Origin of the sequence: Paraburkholderia sp. LEh10 (genome assembly GCF_017814945.1) — a bacterium.
Classification (GTDB): Bacteria; Pseudomonadota; Gammaproteobacteria; order Burkholderiales; family Burkholderiaceae; genus Paraburkholderia.
Genome location: NZ_JAGIPX010000006.1, coordinates 106,874 through 127,161, shown reverse-complemented (window position 1 = coordinate 127,161; position 20,288 = coordinate 106,874). Strand labels below are relative to the sequence as shown.

The following is a 20,288-nucleotide window of genomic DNA, read 5'->3' as shown; positions in this document are numbered from 1 at the left end:
GCGTTATTCCCGCCAGATTTCAGGTACTCGATATTTCTACCGTGTAACGCAGCCAGACTGCGCCGTGTTCGAGTTTTTCGACCGACTCGAGGTTCAGATAAGTCGGTGCGTGCCACTTGTCCATTGCCACTTCGAATGACGATGGATGTTCACAGCGAGCATCCACGAGCGGGATGAGCAGTACGCTGACCTCATCGACGAGGCCCGCATTCACGAACGCGCCGCTCACACGCGACCCGCCTTCGACGATCAGCTTCTTGACACCAAGCTCAGTCGATAGCGTTTGCACGACGTGTTCAAGATCGATCTCGCTCTTTCCGCCAAACATATACGACACTTTGATGGACTGAAGATACGCCAGGTAGTCGTCGGCGACTTCTTCGGTCAGAACCTCGATGACATGCGACTTGAGCGCAGTATTGCTCTTCCATGCCACATGCCCTTGCGGATCGATGGAAATCGCGTACTGACTGGCGTTGCGCTCGACAAACTGGTTGCTGCGTGGGATGGGCGTTTTTGCGAGTCCTTTGGGGTAGTCGTCGCCATGCGACACTTCCTGCATGGTGACACGGCCGCATATCCAGCCGTCAGCTTCGAACCTGGCGGCCGTCTCTTCGTACATGCCGAAAACGTACTTGCGTTGCCAGCCGTCGGTCAGACTGCGGCCGTCAACCGAAGACATCATGTGAGCGACGATATACGGTTTCATGTTTGCACGTTCCATGTCAATTCGTTCAAGTGGATTCAAACGCGCCGCGCTTTCGGCTGGTCTCAGATGAACGTCACGATTTGCCGGATGGCCTCGCCTTCGTGAAGAAGATCGAAGCCGTGATTGATGTTGTCGAGCGTCAAACGACCCGTTAGCAGCCGATCGACGGGAAGACGTCCTTGCATATACATGCTCATGTAGCGCGGAATATCGCGTGAAGGCACGCAAGTACCGATGTAACTGCCCTTCAGATTGCGCTCTTCGCCAACAAGCTTCGCCACGGACAGGCCGAATGTCGATGTAGGCGGCGGCAGACCCGCGGTGACCGTGACACCGCCTCGACGCGTCACGTTGTACGCGAGACCCAGGGCGGGAATGGCGCCCGCGAATTCCAATGCGCGATCGACACCGCCTGAAGTTGCCTCGCGAATGGCAGTTTCCGTATCCGGATCACGGGCATTGTAGACATGTGTCGCACCGAGCGAGCGCGCAAACTGCAGGCGCGAATCCGCGAGATCGACGGCAACGATCTGCCGCTCGCCCGCCGAGATTGCACCAAGTAACGCAGCCATGCCGACACCGCCGAGACCAATTACGGCAATCGACATACCCGCCTTGAATCCGGCTGTGTTGATCACTGCGCCCATGCCCGTCAGTACAGCGCAACCGAACAGCGCTGCCGTGTCGAGTGGTATGTCCGGGTCGATCTTCACGAGCGATCGACGCGACAAGGTCGCGTATTCCGCAAATACCGAGCAGCCCAAGTGATGATTGATGGGCTCCCCGCGATACTGCAAACGGCGTCCACCGGACAGCAGCGTGCCGGCAGTATTCGCTGTAGCACCCGGCACGCAGAGCGCCGGACGTCCCTCCGCACAAGGTTCGCAGTGACCGCAACTGGGTACGAAGACTGCGACCACATGATCGCCTGCTTGCAGGTCGACGACACCTGATCCCACTTCGACGACAACAGCGGACGCTTCGTGCCCGAGAACCATCGGAAGCGGCCGCGGACGGTCACCGTTGATCACTGAAAGATCGGAATGGCACAAACCGGCCGCCGATATCTTCACGAGTACTTCTCCGACGCCAGGTCCCTGCAGATCGACGGTCTCAATGGTTAGAGGCTGGCTGTCGGCATATTTGGGTTGGGCGCCCGCAGCGTTCAGCACGGCGGCTTTCACTTTCATGGGACCTCCAAGCGCGGGCCACTCGATATTTGGCGCAACTTAGCGCACTTCACGAGAGGCTGCCGGCGCAAGTGCGTAGTGGGAAAGCGTGCGCTTAAGCAGAGTCCGGCCTAGAGCATGCAACTAACGGTCTGCTGCGCCCTGTGCGTTCGTTCTACACGGGGCATGTGATGCGATAACTCATTGTTTTCCAGCGGGTAAACCCTTCCTTGCTCTTCTACAACTTAGTTAATAACGTTTCATTTAAATTGAAACGCTATTCTGAAGAAGGTACCCAATCGTTATTTGATACGACGAAAGAATGTCGTTGACACTGAGGCCCCATGGCACAGGCTGTCTATCGCACCGCAGACGCGCCGGCCGATCTCGATGGTTTCCGGGTTGAATTCGCCGAGAAGGGCGCGCGCGCCGATATCATTCTCGATCGGCCACCGTTCAACCTCATTTCAGCCAGCCAGTGTGCGCAAATGCGTGCAGCGTTCGAAACGCTGGATCTTGACCCAGCAGTGCGGGTTATTGTCGTGCGGGCGTCTGGAGAACATTTCTCTCGCGGCAGCGATCATGAGGAAACGACAGATGTGCCGCGGGAGGACGCCTGCAAGCGTACGTGGGATCTTAGTGCGCCCTCACGTTGCAGCAAGCCGGTGATCGCGGCAAATCGCGGGTATTGCTTCGGTGCGGGCTTCGAGTTCTCGCTGGCATGCGATTTCAGAATTGCCACGGACACGACGCTCTACGCGCTGACCGCGCAAAAAATGGGGCAAGTGCCTGGATACGAATGCGCAGTGCGTCTTCAAAGATTAGTGGGCTTCGCGCGGCTGAAGGATGTCGTGATGCGCTCGCGGATGATTCGTGGCGTGCAGGCCTATGACTGGGGCATGGCGACCGAATTCGTTGTGAGCAGTGAACTTGAGCGTGTGACGACTGAGCTGGCCCGAGAGCTACTTGCGATTTCGGCTCGCCCGCAGCGCGCGGCGAAGAAGCTGTTGAACGATACTGAGGACATGCCGATTGCAGTTGGATTTGAAACCGGGCGTTGCAGCTACTAATAGCATTCCGGCGCGCATGCGATCTACGGTTGAGCCAGTTGTTCTAAAAAACTGTCGATCATCTCCGGGTAGAACGGACAAAACCAATCGTTCTTGAAAGCCGCGATGCAGTGAGCCGCGACAGAATGATAAGAGAGTGGCTTCTTGCGACCACGACGTCGCCGGCAAGGGTGGTATCGCCGAAGCACTCGAAGCGTCAACCGACGCATATCCGGAGAACAGCACATGCATATCGTCAGAAAACTGAACCTGCTCGTCGTATCGATCTCGCTAGGGATCGGCGCGGTGGGGCCAGCATTTGCGCAGACCGACGCTGCGACAGGCGCGATCGCATCCTCACCCACACCGACGAAGGCGCAGCGCAAGGAGGCACGCAAGGAAGCGCGGGCCAAAAAGAACGCTGAACTGAAGAAGCTCGAAGACGCGGGCTATCAGCCCGGTCGCGCGAGCGACCCGAATTACCCGCAGGATATCCAGGACGCCGAGAAGAAAGCGGGCATCGGGCAAGGTACAGGTCAATAAAGCTTTTTCATTCACGCATGCGTGCGCGGGCTTAGCCCCGCGTACGGTTTCGCGCTCACCCATCGCCGACGAACATCCGTACAAATTGCCCGCAATACAAGCCGTTGTGTCACATACAAAAGTATAGGTCCGTGCATTTCTTAAATAACACGTGAACCTTTTGTAGGTCTTGTTCGCGTCCCTGCGCAAGCATATCTTGAGTCGGCCACAGTGCTTACCGACTCTTTGCGACAAGGCAGAGCACGAAGAGTTTCTGGAGGTTGTGGCAATGGTCAATACATGAGTGCAGTGAATACATGCAGATCCGGCGACGACCTTCCTTGACGAGGAGGCCATTGCCGGAAATGCGAGGGTTCAGTCTATTAACCGGATTTTTGGGGTCGTCATGACCCGGGAGCTAGCGATGAGTGTCAGAAGCAGCTTGCTGAACGGTCCGTTGGGCTTCGGTGCAGCGCCGTTGGGAAACATGTTCCGCAACATTCCGCAGGAGGAGGCGCTGGCAACGGTCGAGGAAGCGTGGAAGCAGGGCGTACGCTACTTCGACACGGCGCCATTCTATGGGGCAGGGCTGTCGGAGCTACGCATCGGCGAAGCTCTGTCCAGACACAAGCGTGATGAATACATCCTGAGCACGAAAGTCGGCCGCATCATTCTGGATGAACTGGAGACAGGTAGCCGCGATTTCGGCGAAAAAGGTGGCCTTTTCGAATTCGGTCGAAAAAACCGGATTCTTTATGACTATTCGGAAAGCGGGACGTTGAAATCGATCGAAGACAGTTTGAAGCGGCTCCAGGTGGATCACATTGATTTCGTGTGGGTTCACGATATCGCGCAGGACTTTCACGGCGATGCGTGGATCACGCAGTTCGACATCTCTCGTAAGGGGGCGTTTCCGGCCTTGATGCGTCTACAGGAACAAGGTGTGATTAAAGGATGGGGACTCGGCGTGAACCGCGTCGAACCGATCGAACTCACGTTAGCGCTCTCGGATGCGAAGCCGAATGGCATGCTCGTAGCGGGACGCTATTCAATGCTCGATCACGAAGTTGCTTTGCAGCGTCTGATGCCGGCGGCACTGGAAAAGAAAGTCGATATCGTGATTGGCGGTCCATACAGTTCAGGTGTGCTCGCGGGCGGTACGCATTTCGAGTATCAACAGGCGAAGCCGGAGATCATCGAAAAAGTCACGCGGGTCAAAGCGCTAACGGAAAAGTACAAGATTCCGATCAAGGCGGCTGCGCTGCAATTCTGCCTTGCGCATCCGGCGACGGCCGCCGTTATTCCGGGTGCCAGTCATCCCAGCCGCATTGCGGAAGATGTCGCCGCATTGAGTGTGGCCGTTCCCGATGACTTCTGGCGGGAAATGCGCGAACAGCGTCTGGTGTCGCCGCTTGCTCCATTGCCCATCGATCGAAAGTAGGAGGCGTCATGGCTGAGGCATCTTCTAGTATCGACATTGCGCTGTCGGCGGACCAGGTGTGGCAATTGATCGGTGGTTTCGGCTCACTACCAGACTGGTTACCCTACATTCCGAAGAGCGAACTAAGCGAGGGTGGACGTGTGCGACATCTCGCGAATCCGAGCGGCGAGGCGATCGTCGAGAGGTTGATCGCATTCGACAATGCGGCACGCAGTTACAGTTACGCAATTCTGCGGGCGCCGTTTCCTGTTAAAGACTATCTCTCGACGCTAAAAGTCGTCGATACGGGTGCCCGTTCGTGCCGGGTCGAATGGTCTGGCCGGTTCACGCCTACTACGGTCAGCGATCAGGAAGCGTCGAAGCTGTTTCAGGGTATCTATGACGATGGCCTGAAGGCGCTAGTCGCGGAACTGGCGAAACAAAACAAGCAGTGATTCAACGGGTACGAACGGGGACGCTCCAGACTACCCGATGAGAGTTGGGACCGGGTCTATCCGAGGGGAGTCTGGGGCTTTGAATCTAATTGTAGAAGAGCCTGCAGGTCGCGGCGTGTATCGACTACCAGATGAATGAACACGGTGTCGTCGCGCACCTGATAAACGATCCGGTTCTTGCCGGAGAGCACTTGTATGAAGTTGTCTTCGATAAAGCCATTCTCAAGGCGCACATCGCGGCGTTGCGTAAGGCGCTTGAGGAAGGACCGCAGGACCAGCGCTTCGCTTGAGACGAACTGATAGCCACGGCCCACCACTGGCATTCACCCGACGAGGAAAGACGTCGTGCATTAGGCTCACGCGTGCTTTGCGTGAGCGGCGACGGGCAGGCGTTGTCAGTGATTCAGGTCGGCATATCCGAAAATTGAGGCACATTGGGATGCTTGATCCACTTGTGGCGGCGCTTGGTGAATATCTCGAGTTTGGGTGCAACGAAGTCAGGATCGTCGAGACTGCCGAGCATCACGAATACCATACCCGGGAACGCCCCCAGGTTGCTCGTGAAAAGTCGTGATCCGCATTCCGGACAGAAATTTCGGTCGAGCGTCATTCCCGAATCCGCCGTATAGCGAAATGATTTTGCCTGACCGCTAGTCAGCGTGAAATCGTCGGCCGGAACGCCGAACCACGTGGCCATCACACCGCCGCTAGCCTTCTGGCAATCCAGACAATAACAGTCTGCGATAAAGTCCGGCGTAGTATCAAACTCGAATTTGATGCTGCCGCAGGCACATCTACCCGTGTGTTTCTTCGCCATGGTTTGTTACCTCATCGCTATGGAAAAGCACATCCGCATGAGTAAGCCTACAACCAATTAACGGAAATGGACCTATGACCGTGCCTTTTCGCAAGCGATGAAAATAGAAAATAGAAACAGGATTAATTTCAAGGCGCCATGTTCGAAACGGTAAATAACAATGTTTCTTGAAACCTGAGATCCATTCGGTCGCTCAGAATAAGTATCAGCACGGCTTTGAGTCGTCTGTGGCGTTGGTGGGATGGCAAGATGTCGACGCCGTTGCGTTGCGTAATGACGGCGTATCGCACATCGATGATTTCTGTGGAAACCTCGGCAGTGCGTGTGCGTATTGCCCGATCTAAAAGGACAAGCTATGCAAGACTTCAACGGCAAGGTGGTTGTCATCACGGGCGGTGCAACGGGCATCGGCTTTGCGCTTGCAAAACAGTTTGCTCAGCAGGGCGCGCGGCTCGTCATCGCAGGGATTCAGCAGAATCGGCTGGAAGAGGCCGCGAAGGCGCTGTCCAAGATCGCTGAACAGGTAGAGATCGCGGAATGCGATGTGACTGACCGTGCGCAGGTCGAGGCGCTCGCCACCTTCGCGTGGGAGAAGTATGGACGGGTCGATGTGATCGTGAACAATGCGGGCGTCGGTCCGATTCCTTCGACGGTGATCGATACCAAGCCCGAAGACGTACAAAGCGTGCTTGCTGTGAATCTGTTCGGGGTGTGGAACGGCGTGTCCATTTTTGGCCGTCGCTTTATCGAACAGGGAACGCCGGCGGCGATCTACAACGTTGGTTCAGAAAACGCCTTCTTTAATGCAATCCCGGAAGGCGCGGGTTACGTGCTCAGCAAGCATGCGGTGCTTGCGATGACGGTCGCGCTTCGAGAAGAGTTGCCCAAAAACATCGAAGTTGCGCTGATTTGCCCCGGTCTCGTACGTTCCGAACTGGCAAAGGAAACGCAGGAAGGCATGGACACCGATGCCTACGCCGCACTGGTCATGAAGCAGATCAAGGCCGGCGAGTTCTACATCGTGTCGCACGCTTTCAATATGGTGCGGATCAAGGCGCGCTGGAACGAGATCGAAGCGGCCTTCAACAGATATGCGCCGCGCTATGAAGGCGACGTCGAGTTCGATGTGCGCACGCTCGGTGCGAAAAACAACTGGTATCCCCGCTATCCGAACGCGTCTGCGGAGATTCCTGTCTGAAGTTCAGTTATCCGACCTACGATGCTGAAAAAGCAAAGGAGATAGCATGAAGATTCTGATCGTTTTGACCTCGCACGACCAGCTCGGGAACACCGGTCGCAAAACAGGATTCTGGCTCGAAGAACTGGCCGCTCCCTACTATGTATTCAAGGATGCAGGCGTAGAGACGGTCCTGGTATCGCCAAAGGGCGGCCAGCCACCGTTGGATCCGAAGAGCAATGAGCCATCATTCCAGACGGATCTGACGCGCCGCTTTGAAGCCGACGCCGAAGCGAATGCCGTCTTGGCGAATACGGGAAAACTCGCCGACGTCACACACGACGGTTTCGATTCTGTCTTCTATCCCGGCGGCCATGGTCCGATGTGGGATCTCGCAGAAGATCCTCATTCGATCCGTCTGCTGGAGAGCATGGTCGCAGCTGGCAAGCCGGTCGCGCTCGTGTGCCATGCGCCGGGCGCGTTGCGCCATGTGAAGGGACCGGACGGCGCGTATCTGGTCAAGGGCAAGAAAGTGACAGGGTTCGCGAATAGCGAGGAAGAAGGCGTCGGGCTCACGAAAGTCGTGCCATTTCTTGTCGAAGATGAACTCAAGGCGAAGGGCGGAATCTATAGCAAAGGTCCCGACTGGGAATCCTATGTACTCGAAGATGGCTTGCTGATTACGGGGCAAAATCCGGCATCGTCGGGACCGGGTGCCAAAGCGCTGCTGGAGAAGTTGAACAGGAAATAACAGGAAATAAGTCCAATACGCGTTGGGGAATTAAGCGTAAGTCTCGGCGCCAGTCGTTTGCGTGCGGATCATCGCGTTGGCACAGCCCGCAAAGTGGCGGGCTGTGCACGGCGAACCGGCAGCATGCTCTGCAGATACGTAGGCGAAAACGATCCGACCCGTACATGCCGAGGATCGAGATTGTCAGCGCGAGCAGCGTCGCGCGACGATACTCGGGCCTCAAAATTTGCAGTATGTTGTCATTGCTGGCATTGCGCTTCAGGAAGCCGCGATTCGCGAGCCAGACCGGCGATTCCTTGACGAACAGCATAATGAAGATCGCGATGCAGCAATAAGCCGGCACGCTCGACAGGATGAACACGCGTCGCCAGGAGTCCGGGTTTGAAGAACAGGCGTGCGACGGGAGAAAGCACGTCGCGGCGACGCATGCCAACCGCCGCTTCCCGTGTGGCCCACGGCTCGTCCAGCTTCAACGAACGCTTGCCTGGCAGCCAGGTATAGTTCGGCATTGCCGGCGGGCAGTATGCCGATGCCCAATCCCACCTGAACCATGCGGCACAACGCGTCATACGACGACACTTTAACCTTGGCGCGCAGGGTTCTGCCTGCTTCGCTTGCTGACTCCAGCATCTGGAAATGCAGGTGCGTGCCGGGCCGAAGAACGACATGCTCGTAAGCGAGCGTTTCCGCGTAGCCGACCCGGCGGCGATTGGCGAGCGCGTGATCGGCGGGAACCAGAACCTTCAGTTCATCGGTTCGGAAGGTGGAAATTGCCGAGATATTCACGAGCACGCGCACCGATCCGCCCTCCGGAAAAGACAGGCGCGCGTGTCATCGCGTTTGGCGATGGCAGGGTAACTGAATATTAGTGTACAGATCGGTGCGGCCTTTTTAGCATCTGTCCGCCTTTCTCCGTGTGCGGATATGCCGGTGCAAATATGTCGCCGCTGCATAGCCGCGCCATACCTCATTCACTGGGTCCACGCGTTCGTGATTGCAAGTTTTTCGATCAAAACCCGCATTGCCATCGCAATGGCTGCGCTGTCTCTTCTTCTTCTGGTTGTCGGCGTGCTTGGCCTCGTCGGCATGACGTCGAGCAACGAGGTCGGGCGTGTCAGTTATGGCGAACGCTTGCCAGGTGCCATCGCTATCGGCGACACGATGACCTATGTGCTGCGGCAACGCGTGACACTGGATCGTGCGATGCTGGTCGAGGACGAACAGAAAGTGAGAAGTCTGCTGGGCCTTGCTGGTCAGATGAAGGCTCATGCAAATGATTCGTGGGGACGCTACGCGTCATTGCCGAAGTCATCGGAAGAACGGCAGCTTGCAGACGCGGTTGCGTCGAAGATGACTGCAGTGGGAGGTATCTACGATAAGCTCGCGGCAGCCATTGCAGCCAAAGACAAACAGCAAACCGTCGACATATCGGACGCCGGTTTTCGGATGTTCGTGGAGTTTCAGAAGAGTTGCGACCAACTCAACGACTACCGCACGCAATCGACGTCGAGTGAGTATCAACATTCGGAGAGCGTGTTTTCGACGTTTCGGGTGGTGACGGTACTGGCGTTGGTCGCGGGACTTGGCTCGGCGTTGGTGGCGTACCTGAAGATCGGGCGCGCAATCGGTGCGCCGTTGAATCTGGCACTCGAGCAGATAGGCAAAGTGGCGCGCGGTGATCTGTCGCAACGGATCGAAATGCAAACGCGCGACGAGATGGGGCTCTTGCTGCAAAGTCTGGAAGAGATGCGTCAGGGTCTGGTGGCGACCGTCGAGGCGGTACGCAGCGGCAGCGAGGCGATCGGGCTGGCAGCACAGGAAATCTCAGCAGGAAATACCAATCTCTCTGCGCGTACGGAAGAACAAGCCGCTTCCCTGCAGGAAACGGCAGCGGGTATGGGAGAGATATCGGGTGGCGTCAAGCTCAATGCCGACAGCGCACACGAGGCAAGCCAGGTGGCGAACATCGCCATGACGTCCGCTGAAAATGGTCAGCAGACGATGCGAGGCGTGACGGCGATCATGTCCAATATACGCGCGCAATCAGAAAGCATGGCAGACATCATTGCCATCATAGAAGGCATTGCGTTCCAGACGAACATTCTCGCCCTGAACGCGGCCGTCGAAGCTGCGCGCGCGGGCGAGCAGGGCAGGGGGTTTGCGGTCGTTGCAGGGGAAGTGCGTACCTTGGCGCAACGTTCTTCCAACGCGGCCAAGGAAGTCAAGGGCTTGATCGAATCCTCGGGCCAACTCGTTCGCGACGGTTCCGAACTGGTGTCGAAGGCGGGCGGCAGCATGTCCAATATCTTGTCCGATGTGCGCCGCGTGACGGACTTCGTCGGAGAGATTTCGAACGCATCGCGCGAGCAATCATCAAACATTGGCGAGATCGCCCAAGCAGTCTCACAGATCGATGAAGTCACCCAGCAGAACGCCGCGCTTGTCGAACAGGTCGCGGCTGCCGCGCAAGCTTTGGAGGATCTGACGCGGCAGTTGCAGGACTCTGTGTCGGCGTTCCGTCTGCCGGCGTAACGATCATCGTTGGCTCAGTGAAGCGGATCGGTGGCGTGATGGGCACGGGCCCGGCGTCAAAAAAGTCATCAGCTTGGCACAGGCCGCCTTTGGCGGAATTACGTCTGATCAATTGATCGCGACGTATCTGCGTGCAGCGCTCCGACGCGCCGACCGGCGTGCGAAGCGAAAGTCTGCGCTTGTTAAATTGACTCCTTCATAGCTTTCGGAAGCCGTTCCTGGCACGGTTGTGCTTGACCTATTGCAGGAATGGGCATTTCTCCAACGTGCATTGCAGGATATTTTCTCCGCGACTATAAATAGTCGGAGAGGAGGTGAACATGCCGCGCGTCCTGATGGTCATTTCCAGCGCTCGGGAGCTTCCGCTAAAAGGCGGCGGTTCGCTTCCCACTGGCTACTGGGCTGACGAGGTTTACACGCCGCTGCGGCTGTTTCGCGCGGCTGGCCTCGAAGTGCGGATCTACACGACGGATGGCCGGCCCGGCATTGCGGACCCCTTCAGCCTCGAGCCACGTTTTCATTATCCCGACACCGACAGGGACTTTCTTGCAGGCATAGTAAGGACTTTCGCAGACGATCCCGAAGGCATTCGCTTCACGCTGCACCACTTTACGGAACTCGATCTGATCGCATCGCGTCGTGTGTACGAAGCGTTGACATATGCGAATGTGGCGCACGGAATCGCTCGCGCGAACGTCGAAGCGGCGGCCAAGGAAAGCTGGAAACACGACATTGGCTTCCTCGAAGCGCTTGCGGCGCGGCCGAAGGTCAGCGCGCTCGTACCGCCCGCACGAGCGCAAGTACTGGCCGACGCGGTCAGGCACGATAGTGAAGTCCTTGCGCAAACCTGCGAACGTGCACTGGCAGGTGACCGTGCACTGAACATGCCATACGAGCTTGCGAGCCTCTCTGACGAAGAAATACTCTCGTTCGATGCGATATTCATTCCTGGCGGACATGCGACGATGGTGGATCTGTCCGACAACCGTGATGTCGAACGTGTGCTGCGGCTCGCGCATTCTCGGCGCCGCCTGATCGCGCTGCTCTGTCACGGGCCTGCTGCTCTGCTTTCCGTGGGCAATGGTTCTGACGGTGGGTGGTTATTCGATGGATATCGGGTGGCGGCATTCAGCAACGAAGAGGAAGAGCAGGCGATCGCCGGACGGCAGCGGCCCGCGTGGTTTCTCGAAAGCGAATTGAAGAACCGGGGCGTAGTCTATGATGAGGCGCCCGCCTGGGTGTCTCATGTGGTGGTTGATCGTCATCTGTTGACAGCACAGAACCAGATGTCGGACGAAGCGTGTGCTCAAGCGGTATTGCGCAAGCTCGGTGTCCTGCAAGGAAGTGCGGCATGAGTTCCGCCCTCGAAATAGCCGATGCGTTTATCAGTTGCCTCGCTCGACATGACGTCGTCGGTGCGCTTACAACGTGCTCGCCGCATTGCCGCATCCAGATCGTTCCTCTCGCGCTCGACGGCGCGATTCACGCCGAGGGTCGTCGATTCTTCGAGAGCTGGATGACGGCGTTCCCAGACCTGAACCTGTCCACGCGGCGCATGTTTGCGACCGGCGACGATGTCGTGGCCGTGGAGACAACCTTCGGCGGCACACAGGCGAGCGGATTTCTCGGCGCCATCAATCAGGAGAAACACGTCGATCTCGATGAGGCGTGGTTGCTTCACACACGCGATGACCGCATAGAGGGCGTGAAGCTTTTCTGGTGTCAGAACCAGTTATACCGACGGCTTGCCGTGCGCCGTCTGGACCGTGTGACGATCACGATGTGATTGTGGTTGAGGCAGTATCAGCTGGTTAAAGGCAAGGAGATATCGATGCCTGAAATCCCGCGTGGCCGTACGATCGTAACGGGGGAACGCGCGAGCCGCGCGGTCCATTATTTCTTCGACGCCTATCGCCGCCATGACGTAGAAGCCATGGTCGACGTGTGCGCGGACAACGCCAATTTCCGCTATGTGCCAGCCGAGGTGATGCGCAAGCAGCGCGTGGTGCGTGGCGATGGCAAGGTGCGCGGCATCGGAAAAACATGGTGGTCGTCGTTGATCGACGCATTTCCCGACCTGACCAATGACGTCAACTGGATGGGTACCGACGAGAACGGCAATGTTGCTGTCGAAGTCACCATTGCCGGAACACAGGTCAAGGCGTTTGGGACGATTGCCAATAGCGGCAAGCATTACGATCTCGCGCATCTGTTCCTTTTCCACGTCAACCGCGACGGCCTGATCGATGACATCGTCGCGTATTGGGACACCGCAGACTGGTATCGGCAATTGGGACGGCTCGAATGTGACTGATGCGCGCGGCGAGACGATCCGGGCGGAATGGAGCATAGGAGGAACAGATGGCTTCACTCAGGCGTGAAGACTGGTACGACCTTTATCGCGACGTCGAATGGACGCTCTCCTATGTCGACCAGGACGCAGTGTTTCCTGAATGGTTGTCGGGTACTGGCAAGGTGCCGATCGACGCATGGAAACAGTGGGACGAGCCATATAAGGTGACCTATCCGGAGTACGTTGCGACACAGCGTGAGAAGGAAGCGTCTGCCTATGCCGTGAAGTCGGCGCTGCGACGCTCGTCGATTTTCGAGCATCTCGACGAAGGGTGGAAATCAGTCTCGAAGATTCACTATGGCGCTGTGTCGCTGATCGAATACCTCGCCGTGCTCGCTGAATTGCGCATGGCGCGCTTCGGACTTTCCCCGGCGTGGCGACAGATGGCATTGTTCGGCTCGCTCGACGAGATTCGTCACGCGCAACTGGACTTGTTGTTCGCTCATGAATTCATCAGCAGGGATCGACAATACGATTGGGCGCTCAAGGCCTATCACACGGACGAATGGGTGGCCGTGGCCGGGCGGGCAGCGTTCGACGGCATGATGGTGAATCCAAGCGCAGTCGATATAGCAATTCAATTGCCTTTCACGTTCGAGACTGCATTCACCAATGTTCAGTTCATCGGACTTGCAGCCGACGCACTTAGCTCCACCGACATCAACTTCGCAAACATGATTTCGTCGGTGCAGACGGATGAGGCCCGCCATGCGCAGCAGGGACATCCGACCATGGAAATCCTGATGCGACACGATCCGAAACGGGCTCAATGGCTGATCGACAAGACGTTCTGGATCAGCGCGCGGCTGTTCGCGGTGATCAGCGGCATTTGCATGGACTATTACACGCCCCTCGAACATCGCAAATCGTCGTACAAGGAGTTTATGGAGGAGTGGGTGGTCAATCAGTATCAACGCACGTTGAAGGAATATGGATTAAAACAGCCGTGGTTCTGGCAGGAATTCCTCGATGGCCTCGACATGTGGCATCACTCGCTTCAGATGGGAATCTGGTTTTGGCGTCCGACGGTCTGGTGGAAACCGCAGGGTGGCGTGAGCGAGGACGAGCGCGAGTGGCTGCGCGAAAAATACCCGCGCTGGGAAAAGGAATTTGGCCCCGGCTGGGACACGATCATCGCGAACCTCAACAGCGGACAGGAAGAAAAGACCTTGCCAAAGACACTCCCGTGGTTGTGTAACTGCTGTCATCTGCCGATCGGCACGGCAGCGGCGCCGAATAACGAGCGATATCCTGTGCGCAGCTACCCACTCGAACATAACGGCTACACGTATCACTTCTGCTCAAGACCGTGCCGCCAGATCTGGTGGGAAGACAAGGACACGATCCATCAGAAGACCGTCATAGAACGGCTTCTCGAAGGCGAAGTGCAGCCACAAACGCTGGATGGCGTGCTGGAGTATATGGGCCTGACACCTGAAGTCATGGGGAAGGACGCAAAGAACTATGCGTGGGCCCATTCTTACCGCGATGAAACCAAGGTGCAGGCCTGACATGATGACGACCCGGAGCACACGGCAGACACTCTTGCCGATCAACGCGTTATTTATAGGCGACATCGTCACCCAACTGGTGTTCGTGCTCGACACCGACACCATCGCGGAGGTCGCTGGAAAAATCGCGGAGCATGCAGTCGGTATCCGGGTCGCACGGCGAGATGCGCCAATGGTCGTCTATTTCAATGGCGAACCGTTGCCCATGAGCGAGACGGTCGCCGGCGCAGGTATTCAGCCGCTGCAATGTCTGACGGTCCGCTACGCGGAGTGAGGGAGGCATGGTGACAGTCGAGAGAAATCTGGTCGGACCGGTGCTGCGCATGGTCGATGAGGTGGATGCCGTGGTGCGCGCAATCGTCGAAGACAACCCGGACCGCGAAGTCGAAGTGGTCGACCGCGGCGCATATATCAGAGTGCAGGCAGAGTGGTCTCTTCGCGTGAGCCGGGAGTCCATCGAACGTCAAATCGGGCGGCCGTACCAGATGCGAGAACTGGAGCAGATGCTCGCGTCGTTTGCCGGACGCATTATTACTACTTCGGATGATGTTGTCTGGCAGTACAAGCGCTGATGTCGATGGTGCCGAGCGTGAGTGCCGGATAAGTGGAGGCCGTCAGATGGGCGATACGACCGGGCATGCTGAAGTACGGCCATTGCGTACCTGGAGCGCGTTTGGCGAGATTCGCCATGTACCCAGCGAATACGAAATTGTCACACACGAAGTGAACTACACGGTCCGCAAGCACCGTGCAGCTGCATTCGAACTGAATCCGACGACACCCGCCAATATGTGGTACCTGACGTACCGCGACAAGTCGCCGGTGCAGGTCCCGGAATGGAACGAATTTCGCGATCCCGATGAGATGACGTACCGAAAGTACGTCACTGTGCAGGACGAACAGGAGAGCGTTCTGAAGGGCGTACTCGATCAGTATGAAAGCACTGCGCATGATCACGACATCGCGTCCCGCTGGCTGGATACGCTTGCGCATCTATTGATTCCTACCCGTTACCCGGTTCACGGGTTGCAGATGACCCAGGCGTATCTGGGTACGATCGCGCCATCGTCGTACATCACGAATTGCGCGGCGTTCTCGGCTGCGGATCTGCTGCGCCGAGGTTCGCTGATCGCATACCGGACGCGCCAGTTGCAACGCGCGCGGCCCGACGTGCATGTGCTCGACGATGCGCGGCGTATCTGGGAGGCGGATCTAGGGTGGCAGCCGGCGAGAAAGGCATTGGAGACTGCACTCATTGCCTATGATTGGGCCGAGTGCCTGACGGCAGTCAATCTCGTTCTGCGGCCGGCGCTCGACGAGGTGCTGCTGAATCAGCTCGCGAATGTCGCCCGCAAGAACCGTGACGACCTGACCTGGCTGCTGTTGACGAACCTTGCCAGGGACTCTGCGCGCGCCACTCGCTGGAGTTGTGCGCTTGCGCGCTTTGCGATAGAGCGAAGTCCTGATAATGCCGGCAGCTTCGTGCGCTGGGTGAAAAAGTGGCGCACTCGCGCGGAGGATGCGGCGGGCGGACTGTCGACGTTGCTCACCAGCGTGTCGTCACCAGGCCAGGACGAGCTCGCGACCCTCGAAGCGGCTCGCAGTGCAATCACGGAGTCTCTTGCCTCAGCCGGCATTTCCGAGGACATGGATAAAAGCGCCGTAGCGGCAGAAAATGCGCGCGGCGCGACCTCTCGTTCGCATGCCCCTCCCGTGCTCGTCGACCCGCTGATTGCACTGTTCGACAGGTACGCCGTGGAGCCAGGCGCCAATCCGTGCCGATGGACGGGACTCACGTTCTATCGCTTCGAAGCTCCCGTCGCGCCGCATTGGGATCAGACGGCGTCGTTGGCTTTCTGCGTCGTCGTGCAGGGGCGCAAGCGCGTATCGATCAACGGACGGAAATACTTCTTCGACCCGTCCAACTATTTCGTTATTAACCGCGCCACCCGGTTGCAGGCTGAGATTCTCGAAGGTTCTCCAGCGCGACCATTTCTTTCAATGATCTTGCAGATTCCCGCGGCGGCACTCGCGGAAGTCCTGATTGAAAGCCTGCCTGCACTCGAGGCTCAGCAGGCAACCGATGACGAGGAGGACGAGGCCTACGTATCGCAGTTCGACGGCGATCTGCGCGATGCCGTCATCCGTTTTCTGAAGACGCTGGACGACGATAGCGAGCGCCGCCTGCTCGGACCGCTGTTTCTTCGGGAGATCGTGTTTCGGCTGCTGCGCCAGGATCAGGCGCCGCGGCTGGTGCGCGCCGCGTTGTACGGGAAAACGTCGCGCAAGGTGTTTTCTGCTATTCGCTATATGCAGGCGGAGTACGGCCGGTCGATCACGATCGACGACATCGCCCGTTCTGTCGGCGCGAGCACGTCAACCCTCGCGCATTCGTTCAAGGAAATTATTGGCGTGTCGCCCTATCATTTTCTTAAGCAGTTGCGACTCGAACGCGCACGGGTATTGATGATTCGCGAGGGTTGGGGTGTCAGCGAGGCAGCCGCGCGCACGGGATATGCAAGTGCATCGCACTTCGTCAAGGCTTTTACCGGCTATTTTGGTGAACCCCCGAGTCAATATGCAAATCAGTTCAGGGGAAGGCCAACGCTCAATGTCATGGAGTCGACGGAGACCAGGATGTGATGGCGGCAGGTACGAAGGATGACGATGGCTGCAGCCCGCCGAGCGGGCGAGACGCGCCGTCGAACGCGCCGCAGAGCGCACCCTGGGTCGACGTAATGGACGCGGACGATCTGTGGATCGGCGACATGATCGAGGCGCAGACGGTTGTCGGCCCACTGTTGCTGGTCAATATCGATGGCTCGGTTCACGCGTACGAGAACCGGTGCCCGCACAAGGGCGGCCGGCTCAGTGAAGGCGAATTCGTCAACGGCGTCATTGTGTGCCCGAACCACCGATGGGAGTTTTGCGCCCATAGCGGTCGCGGCATCAATCCAGCCGGAGCACAGTTGAACCGGTATGCGGTCCAGATCGTCGACGGCCGCATTCTGATCGCCGCTCGCACACCATAGGGGCTTCTGTTCGATCTGTTCGCACGGCATCTTCGCCTGTCCTGAGGATCAGGATGTCGCGTCATCGAATCCTGCAAGAATTGCGTGCATTCCTGCAAACGGCAGCTTGCGCACTGTACGAGAGCACCAACGGCTACAACAATAAAGAAACCTGAGTCCGATAACGATTGGCGGGATACGCGATGTCAGGAAATCTTCCGTTGAGCTTTCTTATGCCGAACCAGCGCACGAGCGCGTCAGATCGCTCGCAGTCCGTCGCGGGTGGGTTCTCTTTCGGTCCTTTTCATCTGCTTCCGGGGCAGCACCTCTTGCTTGAACAGGAAACACCCGTTCAGATAGGCGGTCGCGCCCTGTTGCTGCTGACGGCGCTCGTCGAGAATGCCGGCGTCATGGTCAGCAAGAGCGAACTGATGGCACGGGTGTGGCCGACTGCGAAGGTGGAGGAGAGCAATCTGAAGGTCCATATCGCTGCCCTTCGACGCGTGTTGGGCGACGACCAGCATGATCGTCGCTATCTCGCCACGATAAAAGGGCGCGGATACACTTTTGTCGCGCCGGTCTCGTACTGCGAGCCAACCGTGTGCGCAGCACTGCGGGACGGACCAGGACAGTGCGCCTGTAATCTTCCGTCGTCCATTACACCAATGATCGGTCGCGCGGACGCCATTGCGAGTCTTCGGGAAGCGCTGTCCCGTCACCGCCTGGTGAGCGTAGTCGGCCCCGGTGGGATCGGCAAGACGACAGTGGCGCTTCATATTGCCGAAACACTTGTTGGCAGCTTCGCGCATGGAGTCAGGTTTGTCGACCTCGCGGCGCCAACCGGTCTGGACGTTTGCGCTGCTGCCGCCGCCGCGCTCGGGCTGGCAGTTTGCAGCGGAGATAACCTGTTCGCGCTGACCACATATTTGCGCGACAGGCACATGCTGATCGTGCTGGACAGCTGTGAACACGTTATCGACGATGCAGCTTTGCTTGCGGAACAGGTCATGCGCGGCGCGCCGAATGTCGTGGTACTCGCGGCCAGCCGTCAGCCGCTGCGCGCGACTGGCGAACATCTGCACCGGCTGCCACCGCTTCGAAGCCCGCCCGAGAGCGCGTCGCTCACGGTCGCTCAGGCATTGAAGTTCCCGGCGGTCCAGCTGTTCGTCGACCGCGCGACAGAGGCCCATAGAGGATTCGAGCTACGCGATGAGGATGCGCCCATCGTTGCCGACATATGTCGAAACCTCGACGGCATTGCTCTGGCGATCGAGCTGGTTGCCGCGCGGTTCGAATCTTTCGGTCTCCGAGGGTTGTCGGAGCTTATGAACGACGGGCATCGACTCCTGAATCAAAGCCGACGCACGGTGTTGGAACGCCATCGCACGCTGGGTGCAGCGCTAGACTGGAGCTACCAGCTCCTGACACAAGTCGAAGGCACGATCCTGCAGCGTCTCTCGGTGCTCTCCGGTCCGTTCACGCTCGAAGTCGCAGTCGATCTGGCGAAAGACAGTGAAATGACTGCCAACGACGTTATCGGCGGCGTAGGCCAACTGGTTGAAAAGTCGCTGCTTTGCGCCGATGTAAGCGACACGACCACACGCTACCGTCTGTTGCGCATCACCCGCGCGTACGCGTTGCAAAAGCTCGCCGAGAGCGGTGAGGCGGAAACAATCATGCGGCGCCACGCTGGGCAACTTCACTACGCCTGCAATTAACTGTTGGCGGAAGTAATAGGGAAAGTAGACGGGAAGCGAGCGCGGCCAATTTCGCGGCAGCAACTCCGACAGCGCTCAATTCCCGAATGCATCAATGAGCCTGTAAATGATGTGCGTGAACCGCGATACGAGGCCGGCCGCGTTCATCGCGCAACTTGCGCATTGTCACTGCGCGCAGTGTCGAGCAAAAAATCCCGCAATAGCTTTGCACTGGGTCCGATTCGCTTCGAATGGACCAGAAAGATATCCAGCGGCGCCGTCTCGACTTCCGGCAAGACACGCACGAGATCGCCGGATGCGATCAGCGACGCAGCGTCGTATGCCGGCAACCTGGCAATGCCGTCGCCTGCAAGCACGAAAGCGAGTCTCGACGTGGCGCTGTCCGTTACGACGTCTCCCTGCACGGGGATCTCGATGTCCTTGCCGCCCGAACGCACGGCGGTAGTCCGCTGGCTAGGCGGGTAGATCACCCAGCGGTGCTGTGCAAGTTCCTCGATCGAAGCCGGCGCCCGGTGCGTGCGCAGATACGCGGGCGACGCGCATAGCATGGTGGCTTCGCGTAGCAGGGGACGTGCAAGCAGCGACGAATCGGCAAGCGGGCCGGCGCGCACAGCCAGTTCGACGCCGTGGTGCACGATATCCACGTTGGTATCCGACATCGCGACGTGGAGGCGGACGGCCGGATAGCGCCGTCGGAACTCGACCAGCGCCGGCAGGATCCACCTGGTGCCGAAATGGTGCGAGCAGGTCAGCCGCACTTCGCCACGTGGTTCGTCGCGCAGTAACGCCATGCTGCGAAGACCGTCGACAGCTTCGTCAACCATCCGTTCGCAATGCACGCGGAACGCTTGTCCCGCCGGCGTGAGGCTGAAGCTGCGCGTGCTTCGTTGCGCGAGGGGCACGCCCACGCTGGTTTCGAGCAGGCGAATGTGGTGGCTCACGACGGCGCGCGTGAGCCCCAGCGAGCGGGCCGCAGCCGCGAAGCTGCCGCAGCGCACGACGGCGGCGAAAATCGCCATTCCGCGCAGTTCGTCGAGAATCGAGCTTGTCGTATCCATACGTGGATTGTCTAATTTTTTGAGCCAATGCGTCAA

The 20,288-nt window shown here is 58.2% G+C and carries 22 protein-coding genes and 1 pseudogene; 17 read left to right on the top strand and 6 right to left on the bottom strand.

Annotated elements, in window-relative coordinates:
- Positions 1-19: 19 nt before the first annotated feature.
- Entirely contained in the window at positions 20-709 is a 690-nt protein-coding gene (locus tag J8I87_RS07250; protein ID WP_209930829.1) for a dihydrofolate reductase family protein, read from the bottom strand.
- A gap of 62 nt (positions 710-771) precedes the next feature.
- A complete protein-coding gene (locus J8I87_RS07245) occupies positions 772-1,899 on the bottom strand; it encodes a zinc-dependent alcohol dehydrogenase family protein (RefSeq protein WP_209930761.1) in 1,128 nt (375 codons plus the stop codon).
- Between the two features lie 323 nt (positions 1,900-2,222).
- On the opposite strand from J8I87_RS07245, the gene J8I87_RS07240 reads away from it, so the two are divergent.
- The 5 genes from J8I87_RS07240 (at position 2,223) to J8I87_RS07220 (ending at position 5,614) form a co-directional block, all read left to right on the top strand.
- Complete coding sequence (locus J8I87_RS07240; RefSeq protein WP_209930760.1) at positions 2,223-2,948, top strand: enoyl-CoA hydratase/isomerase family protein; 726 nt, start codon at positions 2,223-2,225, stop codon at positions 2,946-2,948.
- A 225-nt stretch (positions 2,949-3,173) separates the two neighbouring features.
- On the top strand, positions 3,174-3,470 hold the full coding sequence (locus tag J8I87_RS07235) for a DUF4148 domain-containing protein (protein ID WP_209930759.1): 297 nt from the start codon (positions 3,174-3,176) through the stop codon (positions 3,468-3,470).
- Positions 3,471-3,873: 403 nt separating this feature from the next.
- The gene (locus tag J8I87_RS07230) at positions 3,874-4,890 is read left to right on the top strand and encodes an aldo/keto reductase (protein WP_209930758.1); all 1,017 of its coding nucleotides are present in this window, start codon (positions 3,874-3,876) and stop codon (positions 4,888-4,890) included.
- A gap of 8 nt (positions 4,891-4,898) precedes the next feature.
- A complete protein-coding gene (locus J8I87_RS07225) occupies positions 4,899-5,324 on the top strand; it encodes an SRPBCC family protein (RefSeq protein WP_209930757.1) in 426 nt (141 codons plus the stop codon).
- 131 nt (positions 5,325-5,455) lie between these two features.
- Positions 5,456-5,614, top strand: coding sequence for a hypothetical protein (locus J8I87_RS07220; protein ID WP_209930756.1), 159 nt, complete (start codon positions 5,456-5,458; stop codon positions 5,612-5,614).
- Positions 5,615-5,727: 113 nt separating this feature from the next.
- Here the strand turns inward: J8I87_RS07220 and J8I87_RS07215 are convergent, their stop codons facing one another.
- A complete protein-coding gene (locus J8I87_RS07215) occupies positions 5,728-6,141 on the bottom strand; it encodes a GFA family protein (protein WP_209930755.1) in 414 nt (137 codons plus the stop codon).
- A gap of 355 nt (positions 6,142-6,496) precedes the next feature.
- On the opposite strand from J8I87_RS07215, the gene J8I87_RS07210 reads away from it, so the two are divergent.
- Together J8I87_RS07210 and J8I87_RS07205 are read left to right on the top strand one after the other, a co-directional pair.
- Positions 6,497-7,339, top strand: coding sequence for an SDR family NAD(P)-dependent oxidoreductase (locus tag J8I87_RS07210; RefSeq protein ID WP_209930754.1), 843 nt, complete (start codon positions 6,497-6,499; stop codon positions 7,337-7,339).
- 46 nt (positions 7,340-7,385) lie between these two features.
- Positions 7,386-8,069: a type 1 glutamine amidotransferase domain-containing protein gene (locus J8I87_RS07205; protein WP_209930753.1), complete on the top strand. Its 684-nt coding sequence runs from the start codon at positions 7,386-7,388 to the stop codon at positions 8,067-8,069.
- A 239-nt stretch (positions 8,070-8,308) separates the two neighbouring features.
- Here J8I87_RS07205 and J8I87_RS44500 read toward each other — a convergent pair whose 3' ends face one another.
- Both J8I87_RS44500 and J8I87_RS44495 read right to left on the bottom strand, forming a co-directional pair.
- Positions 8,309-8,578, bottom strand: a complete 270-nt coding sequence (locus tag J8I87_RS44500) for a hypothetical protein (RefSeq protein ID WP_245253776.1) — start codon at positions 8,576-8,578, stop codon at positions 8,309-8,311.
- Between the two features lie 43 nt (positions 8,579-8,621).
- Positions 8,622-8,855 (bottom strand): annotated as a pseudogene (locus J8I87_RS44495) (LysR substrate-binding domain-containing protein); the annotation flags it as partial.
- A 204-nt stretch (positions 8,856-9,059) separates the two neighbouring features.
- On the opposite strand from J8I87_RS44495, the gene J8I87_RS07195 reads away from it, so the two are divergent.
- The 10 genes from J8I87_RS07195 (at position 9,060) to J8I87_RS07150 (ending at position 19,194) form a co-directional block, all read left to right on the top strand.
- Positions 9,060-10,601: a methyl-accepting chemotaxis protein gene (locus J8I87_RS07195; RefSeq protein WP_209930752.1), complete on the top strand. Its 1,542-nt coding sequence runs from the start codon at positions 9,060-9,062 to the stop codon at positions 10,599-10,601.
- 320 nt (positions 10,602-10,921) lie between these two features.
- Positions 10,922-11,956, top strand: coding sequence for a DJ-1/PfpI family protein (locus J8I87_RS07190; protein ID WP_209930751.1), 1,035 nt, complete (start codon positions 10,922-10,924; stop codon positions 11,954-11,956).
- Complete coding sequence (locus J8I87_RS07185; protein ID WP_209930750.1) at positions 11,953-12,387, top strand: nuclear transport factor 2 family protein; 435 nt, start codon at positions 11,953-11,955, stop codon at positions 12,385-12,387. Before J8I87_RS07190 ends, J8I87_RS07185 begins: the two co-directional genes overlap by 4 nt.
- Before the next feature lie 45 nt (positions 12,388-12,432).
- Positions 12,433-12,915, top strand: a complete 483-nt coding sequence (locus J8I87_RS07180) for a nuclear transport factor 2 family protein (protein ID WP_209930749.1) — start codon at positions 12,433-12,435, stop codon at positions 12,913-12,915.
- Positions 12,916-12,962: 47 nt separating this feature from the next.
- Positions 12,963-14,465, top strand: coding sequence for a toluene monooxygenase (locus tag J8I87_RS07175; protein WP_209930748.1), 1,503 nt, complete (start codon positions 12,963-12,965; stop codon positions 14,463-14,465).
- A gap of 34 nt (positions 14,466-14,499) precedes the next feature.
- Positions 14,500-14,739, top strand: a complete 240-nt coding sequence (locus J8I87_RS07170) for a toluene-4-monooxygenase system B family protein (protein WP_209930747.1) — start codon at positions 14,500-14,502, stop codon at positions 14,737-14,739.
- A 7-nt stretch (positions 14,740-14,746) separates the two neighbouring features.
- Positions 14,747-15,037 (top strand): MmoB/DmpM family protein, encoded by a 291-nt coding sequence (locus tag J8I87_RS07165; protein WP_209930746.1) that lies wholly within the window; start codon positions 14,747-14,749, stop codon positions 15,035-15,037.
- On the top strand, positions 15,009-17,108 hold the full coding sequence (locus J8I87_RS07160; RefSeq protein WP_313064116.1) for an AraC family transcriptional regulator N-terminal domain-containing protein: 2,100 nt from the start codon (positions 15,009-15,011) through the stop codon (positions 17,106-17,108). The genes J8I87_RS07165 and J8I87_RS07160 overlap by 29 nt, the downstream gene beginning before the upstream one ends.
- Complete coding sequence (locus tag J8I87_RS07155; protein WP_209930744.1) at positions 17,108-17,497, top strand: Rieske (2Fe-2S) protein; 390 nt, start codon at positions 17,108-17,110, stop codon at positions 17,495-17,497. The genes J8I87_RS07160 and J8I87_RS07155 overlap by 1 nt, the downstream gene beginning before the upstream one ends.
- A gap of 200 nt (positions 17,498-17,697) precedes the next feature.
- Positions 17,698-19,194, top strand: a complete 1,497-nt coding sequence (locus tag J8I87_RS07150) for a winged helix-turn-helix domain-containing protein (RefSeq protein ID WP_209930743.1) — start codon at positions 17,698-17,700, stop codon at positions 19,192-19,194.
- A gap of 143 nt (positions 19,195-19,337) precedes the next feature.
- Here J8I87_RS07150 and J8I87_RS07145 read toward each other — a convergent pair whose 3' ends face one another.
- Complete coding sequence (locus J8I87_RS07145) at positions 19,338-20,252, bottom strand: LysR family transcriptional regulator (protein WP_209930742.1); 915 nt, start codon at positions 20,250-20,252, stop codon at positions 19,338-19,340.
- Between the last annotated feature and the right edge of the window lie 36 nt (positions 20,253-20,288).

What these genes read in the sequence shown, in the direction of transcription:
- J8I87_RS07250 (WP_209930829.1), bottom strand. Translation starts at nt 709, where the DNA reads ATGAAACCGTATATCGTCGCTCACATGATGTCTTCGGTTGACGGCCGC.
- J8I87_RS07245 (WP_209930761.1), bottom strand. Translation starts at nt 1,899, where the DNA reads ATGAAAGTGAAAGCCGCCGTGCTGAACGCTGCGGGCGCCCAACCCAAA.
- J8I87_RS07240 (WP_209930760.1), top strand. Translation starts at nt 2,223, where the DNA reads ATGGCACAGGCTGTCTATCGCACCGCAGACGCGCCGGCCGATCTCGAT.
- J8I87_RS07235 (WP_209930759.1), top strand. Translation starts at nt 3,174, where the DNA reads ATGCATATCGTCAGAAAACTGAACCTGCTCGTCGTATCGATCTCGCTA.
- J8I87_RS07230 (WP_209930758.1), top strand. Translation starts at nt 3,874, where the DNA reads ATGAGTGTCAGAAGCAGCTTGCTGAACGGTCCGTTGGGCTTCGGTGCA.
- J8I87_RS07225 (WP_209930757.1), top strand. Translation starts at nt 4,899, where the DNA reads ATGGCTGAGGCATCTTCTAGTATCGACATTGCGCTGTCGGCGGACCAG.
- J8I87_RS07220 (WP_209930756.1), top strand. Translation starts at nt 5,456, where the DNA reads ATGAATGAACACGGTGTCGTCGCGCACCTGATAAACGATCCGGTTCTT.
- J8I87_RS07215 (WP_209930755.1), bottom strand. Translation starts at nt 6,141, where the DNA reads ATGGCGAAGAAACACACGGGTAGATGTGCCTGCGGCAGCATCAAATTC.
- J8I87_RS07210 (WP_209930754.1), top strand. Translation starts at nt 6,497, where the DNA reads ATGCAAGACTTCAACGGCAAGGTGGTTGTCATCACGGGCGGTGCAACG.
- J8I87_RS07205 (WP_209930753.1), top strand. Translation starts at nt 7,386, where the DNA reads ATGAAGATTCTGATCGTTTTGACCTCGCACGACCAGCTCGGGAACACC.
- J8I87_RS44500 (WP_245253776.1), bottom strand. Translation starts at nt 8,578, where the DNA reads ATGCCGAACTATACCTGGCTGCCAGGCAAGCGTTCGTTGAAGCTGGAC.
- J8I87_RS07190 (WP_209930751.1), top strand. Translation starts at nt 10,922, where the DNA reads ATGCCGCGCGTCCTGATGGTCATTTCCAGCGCTCGGGAGCTTCCGCTA.
- J8I87_RS07185 (WP_209930750.1), top strand. Translation starts at nt 11,953, where the DNA reads ATGAGTTCCGCCCTCGAAATAGCCGATGCGTTTATCAGTTGCCTCGCT.
- J8I87_RS07180 (WP_209930749.1), top strand. Translation starts at nt 12,433, where the DNA reads ATGCCTGAAATCCCGCGTGGCCGTACGATCGTAACGGGGGAACGCGCG.
- J8I87_RS07175 (WP_209930748.1), top strand. Translation starts at nt 12,963, where the DNA reads ATGGCTTCACTCAGGCGTGAAGACTGGTACGACCTTTATCGCGACGTC.
- J8I87_RS07165 (WP_209930746.1), top strand. Translation starts at nt 14,747, where the DNA reads ATGGTGACAGTCGAGAGAAATCTGGTCGGACCGGTGCTGCGCATGGTC.
- J8I87_RS07160 (WP_313064116.1), top strand. Translation starts at nt 15,009, where the DNA reads ATGATGTTGTCTGGCAGTACAAGCGCTGATGTCGATGGTGCCGAGCGT.
- J8I87_RS07155 (WP_209930744.1), top strand. Translation starts at nt 17,108, where the DNA reads ATGGCGGCAGGTACGAAGGATGACGATGGCTGCAGCCCGCCGAGCGGG.
- J8I87_RS07145 (WP_209930742.1), bottom strand. Translation starts at nt 20,252, where the DNA reads ATGGATACGACAAGCTCGATTCTCGACGAACTGCGCGGAATGGCGATT.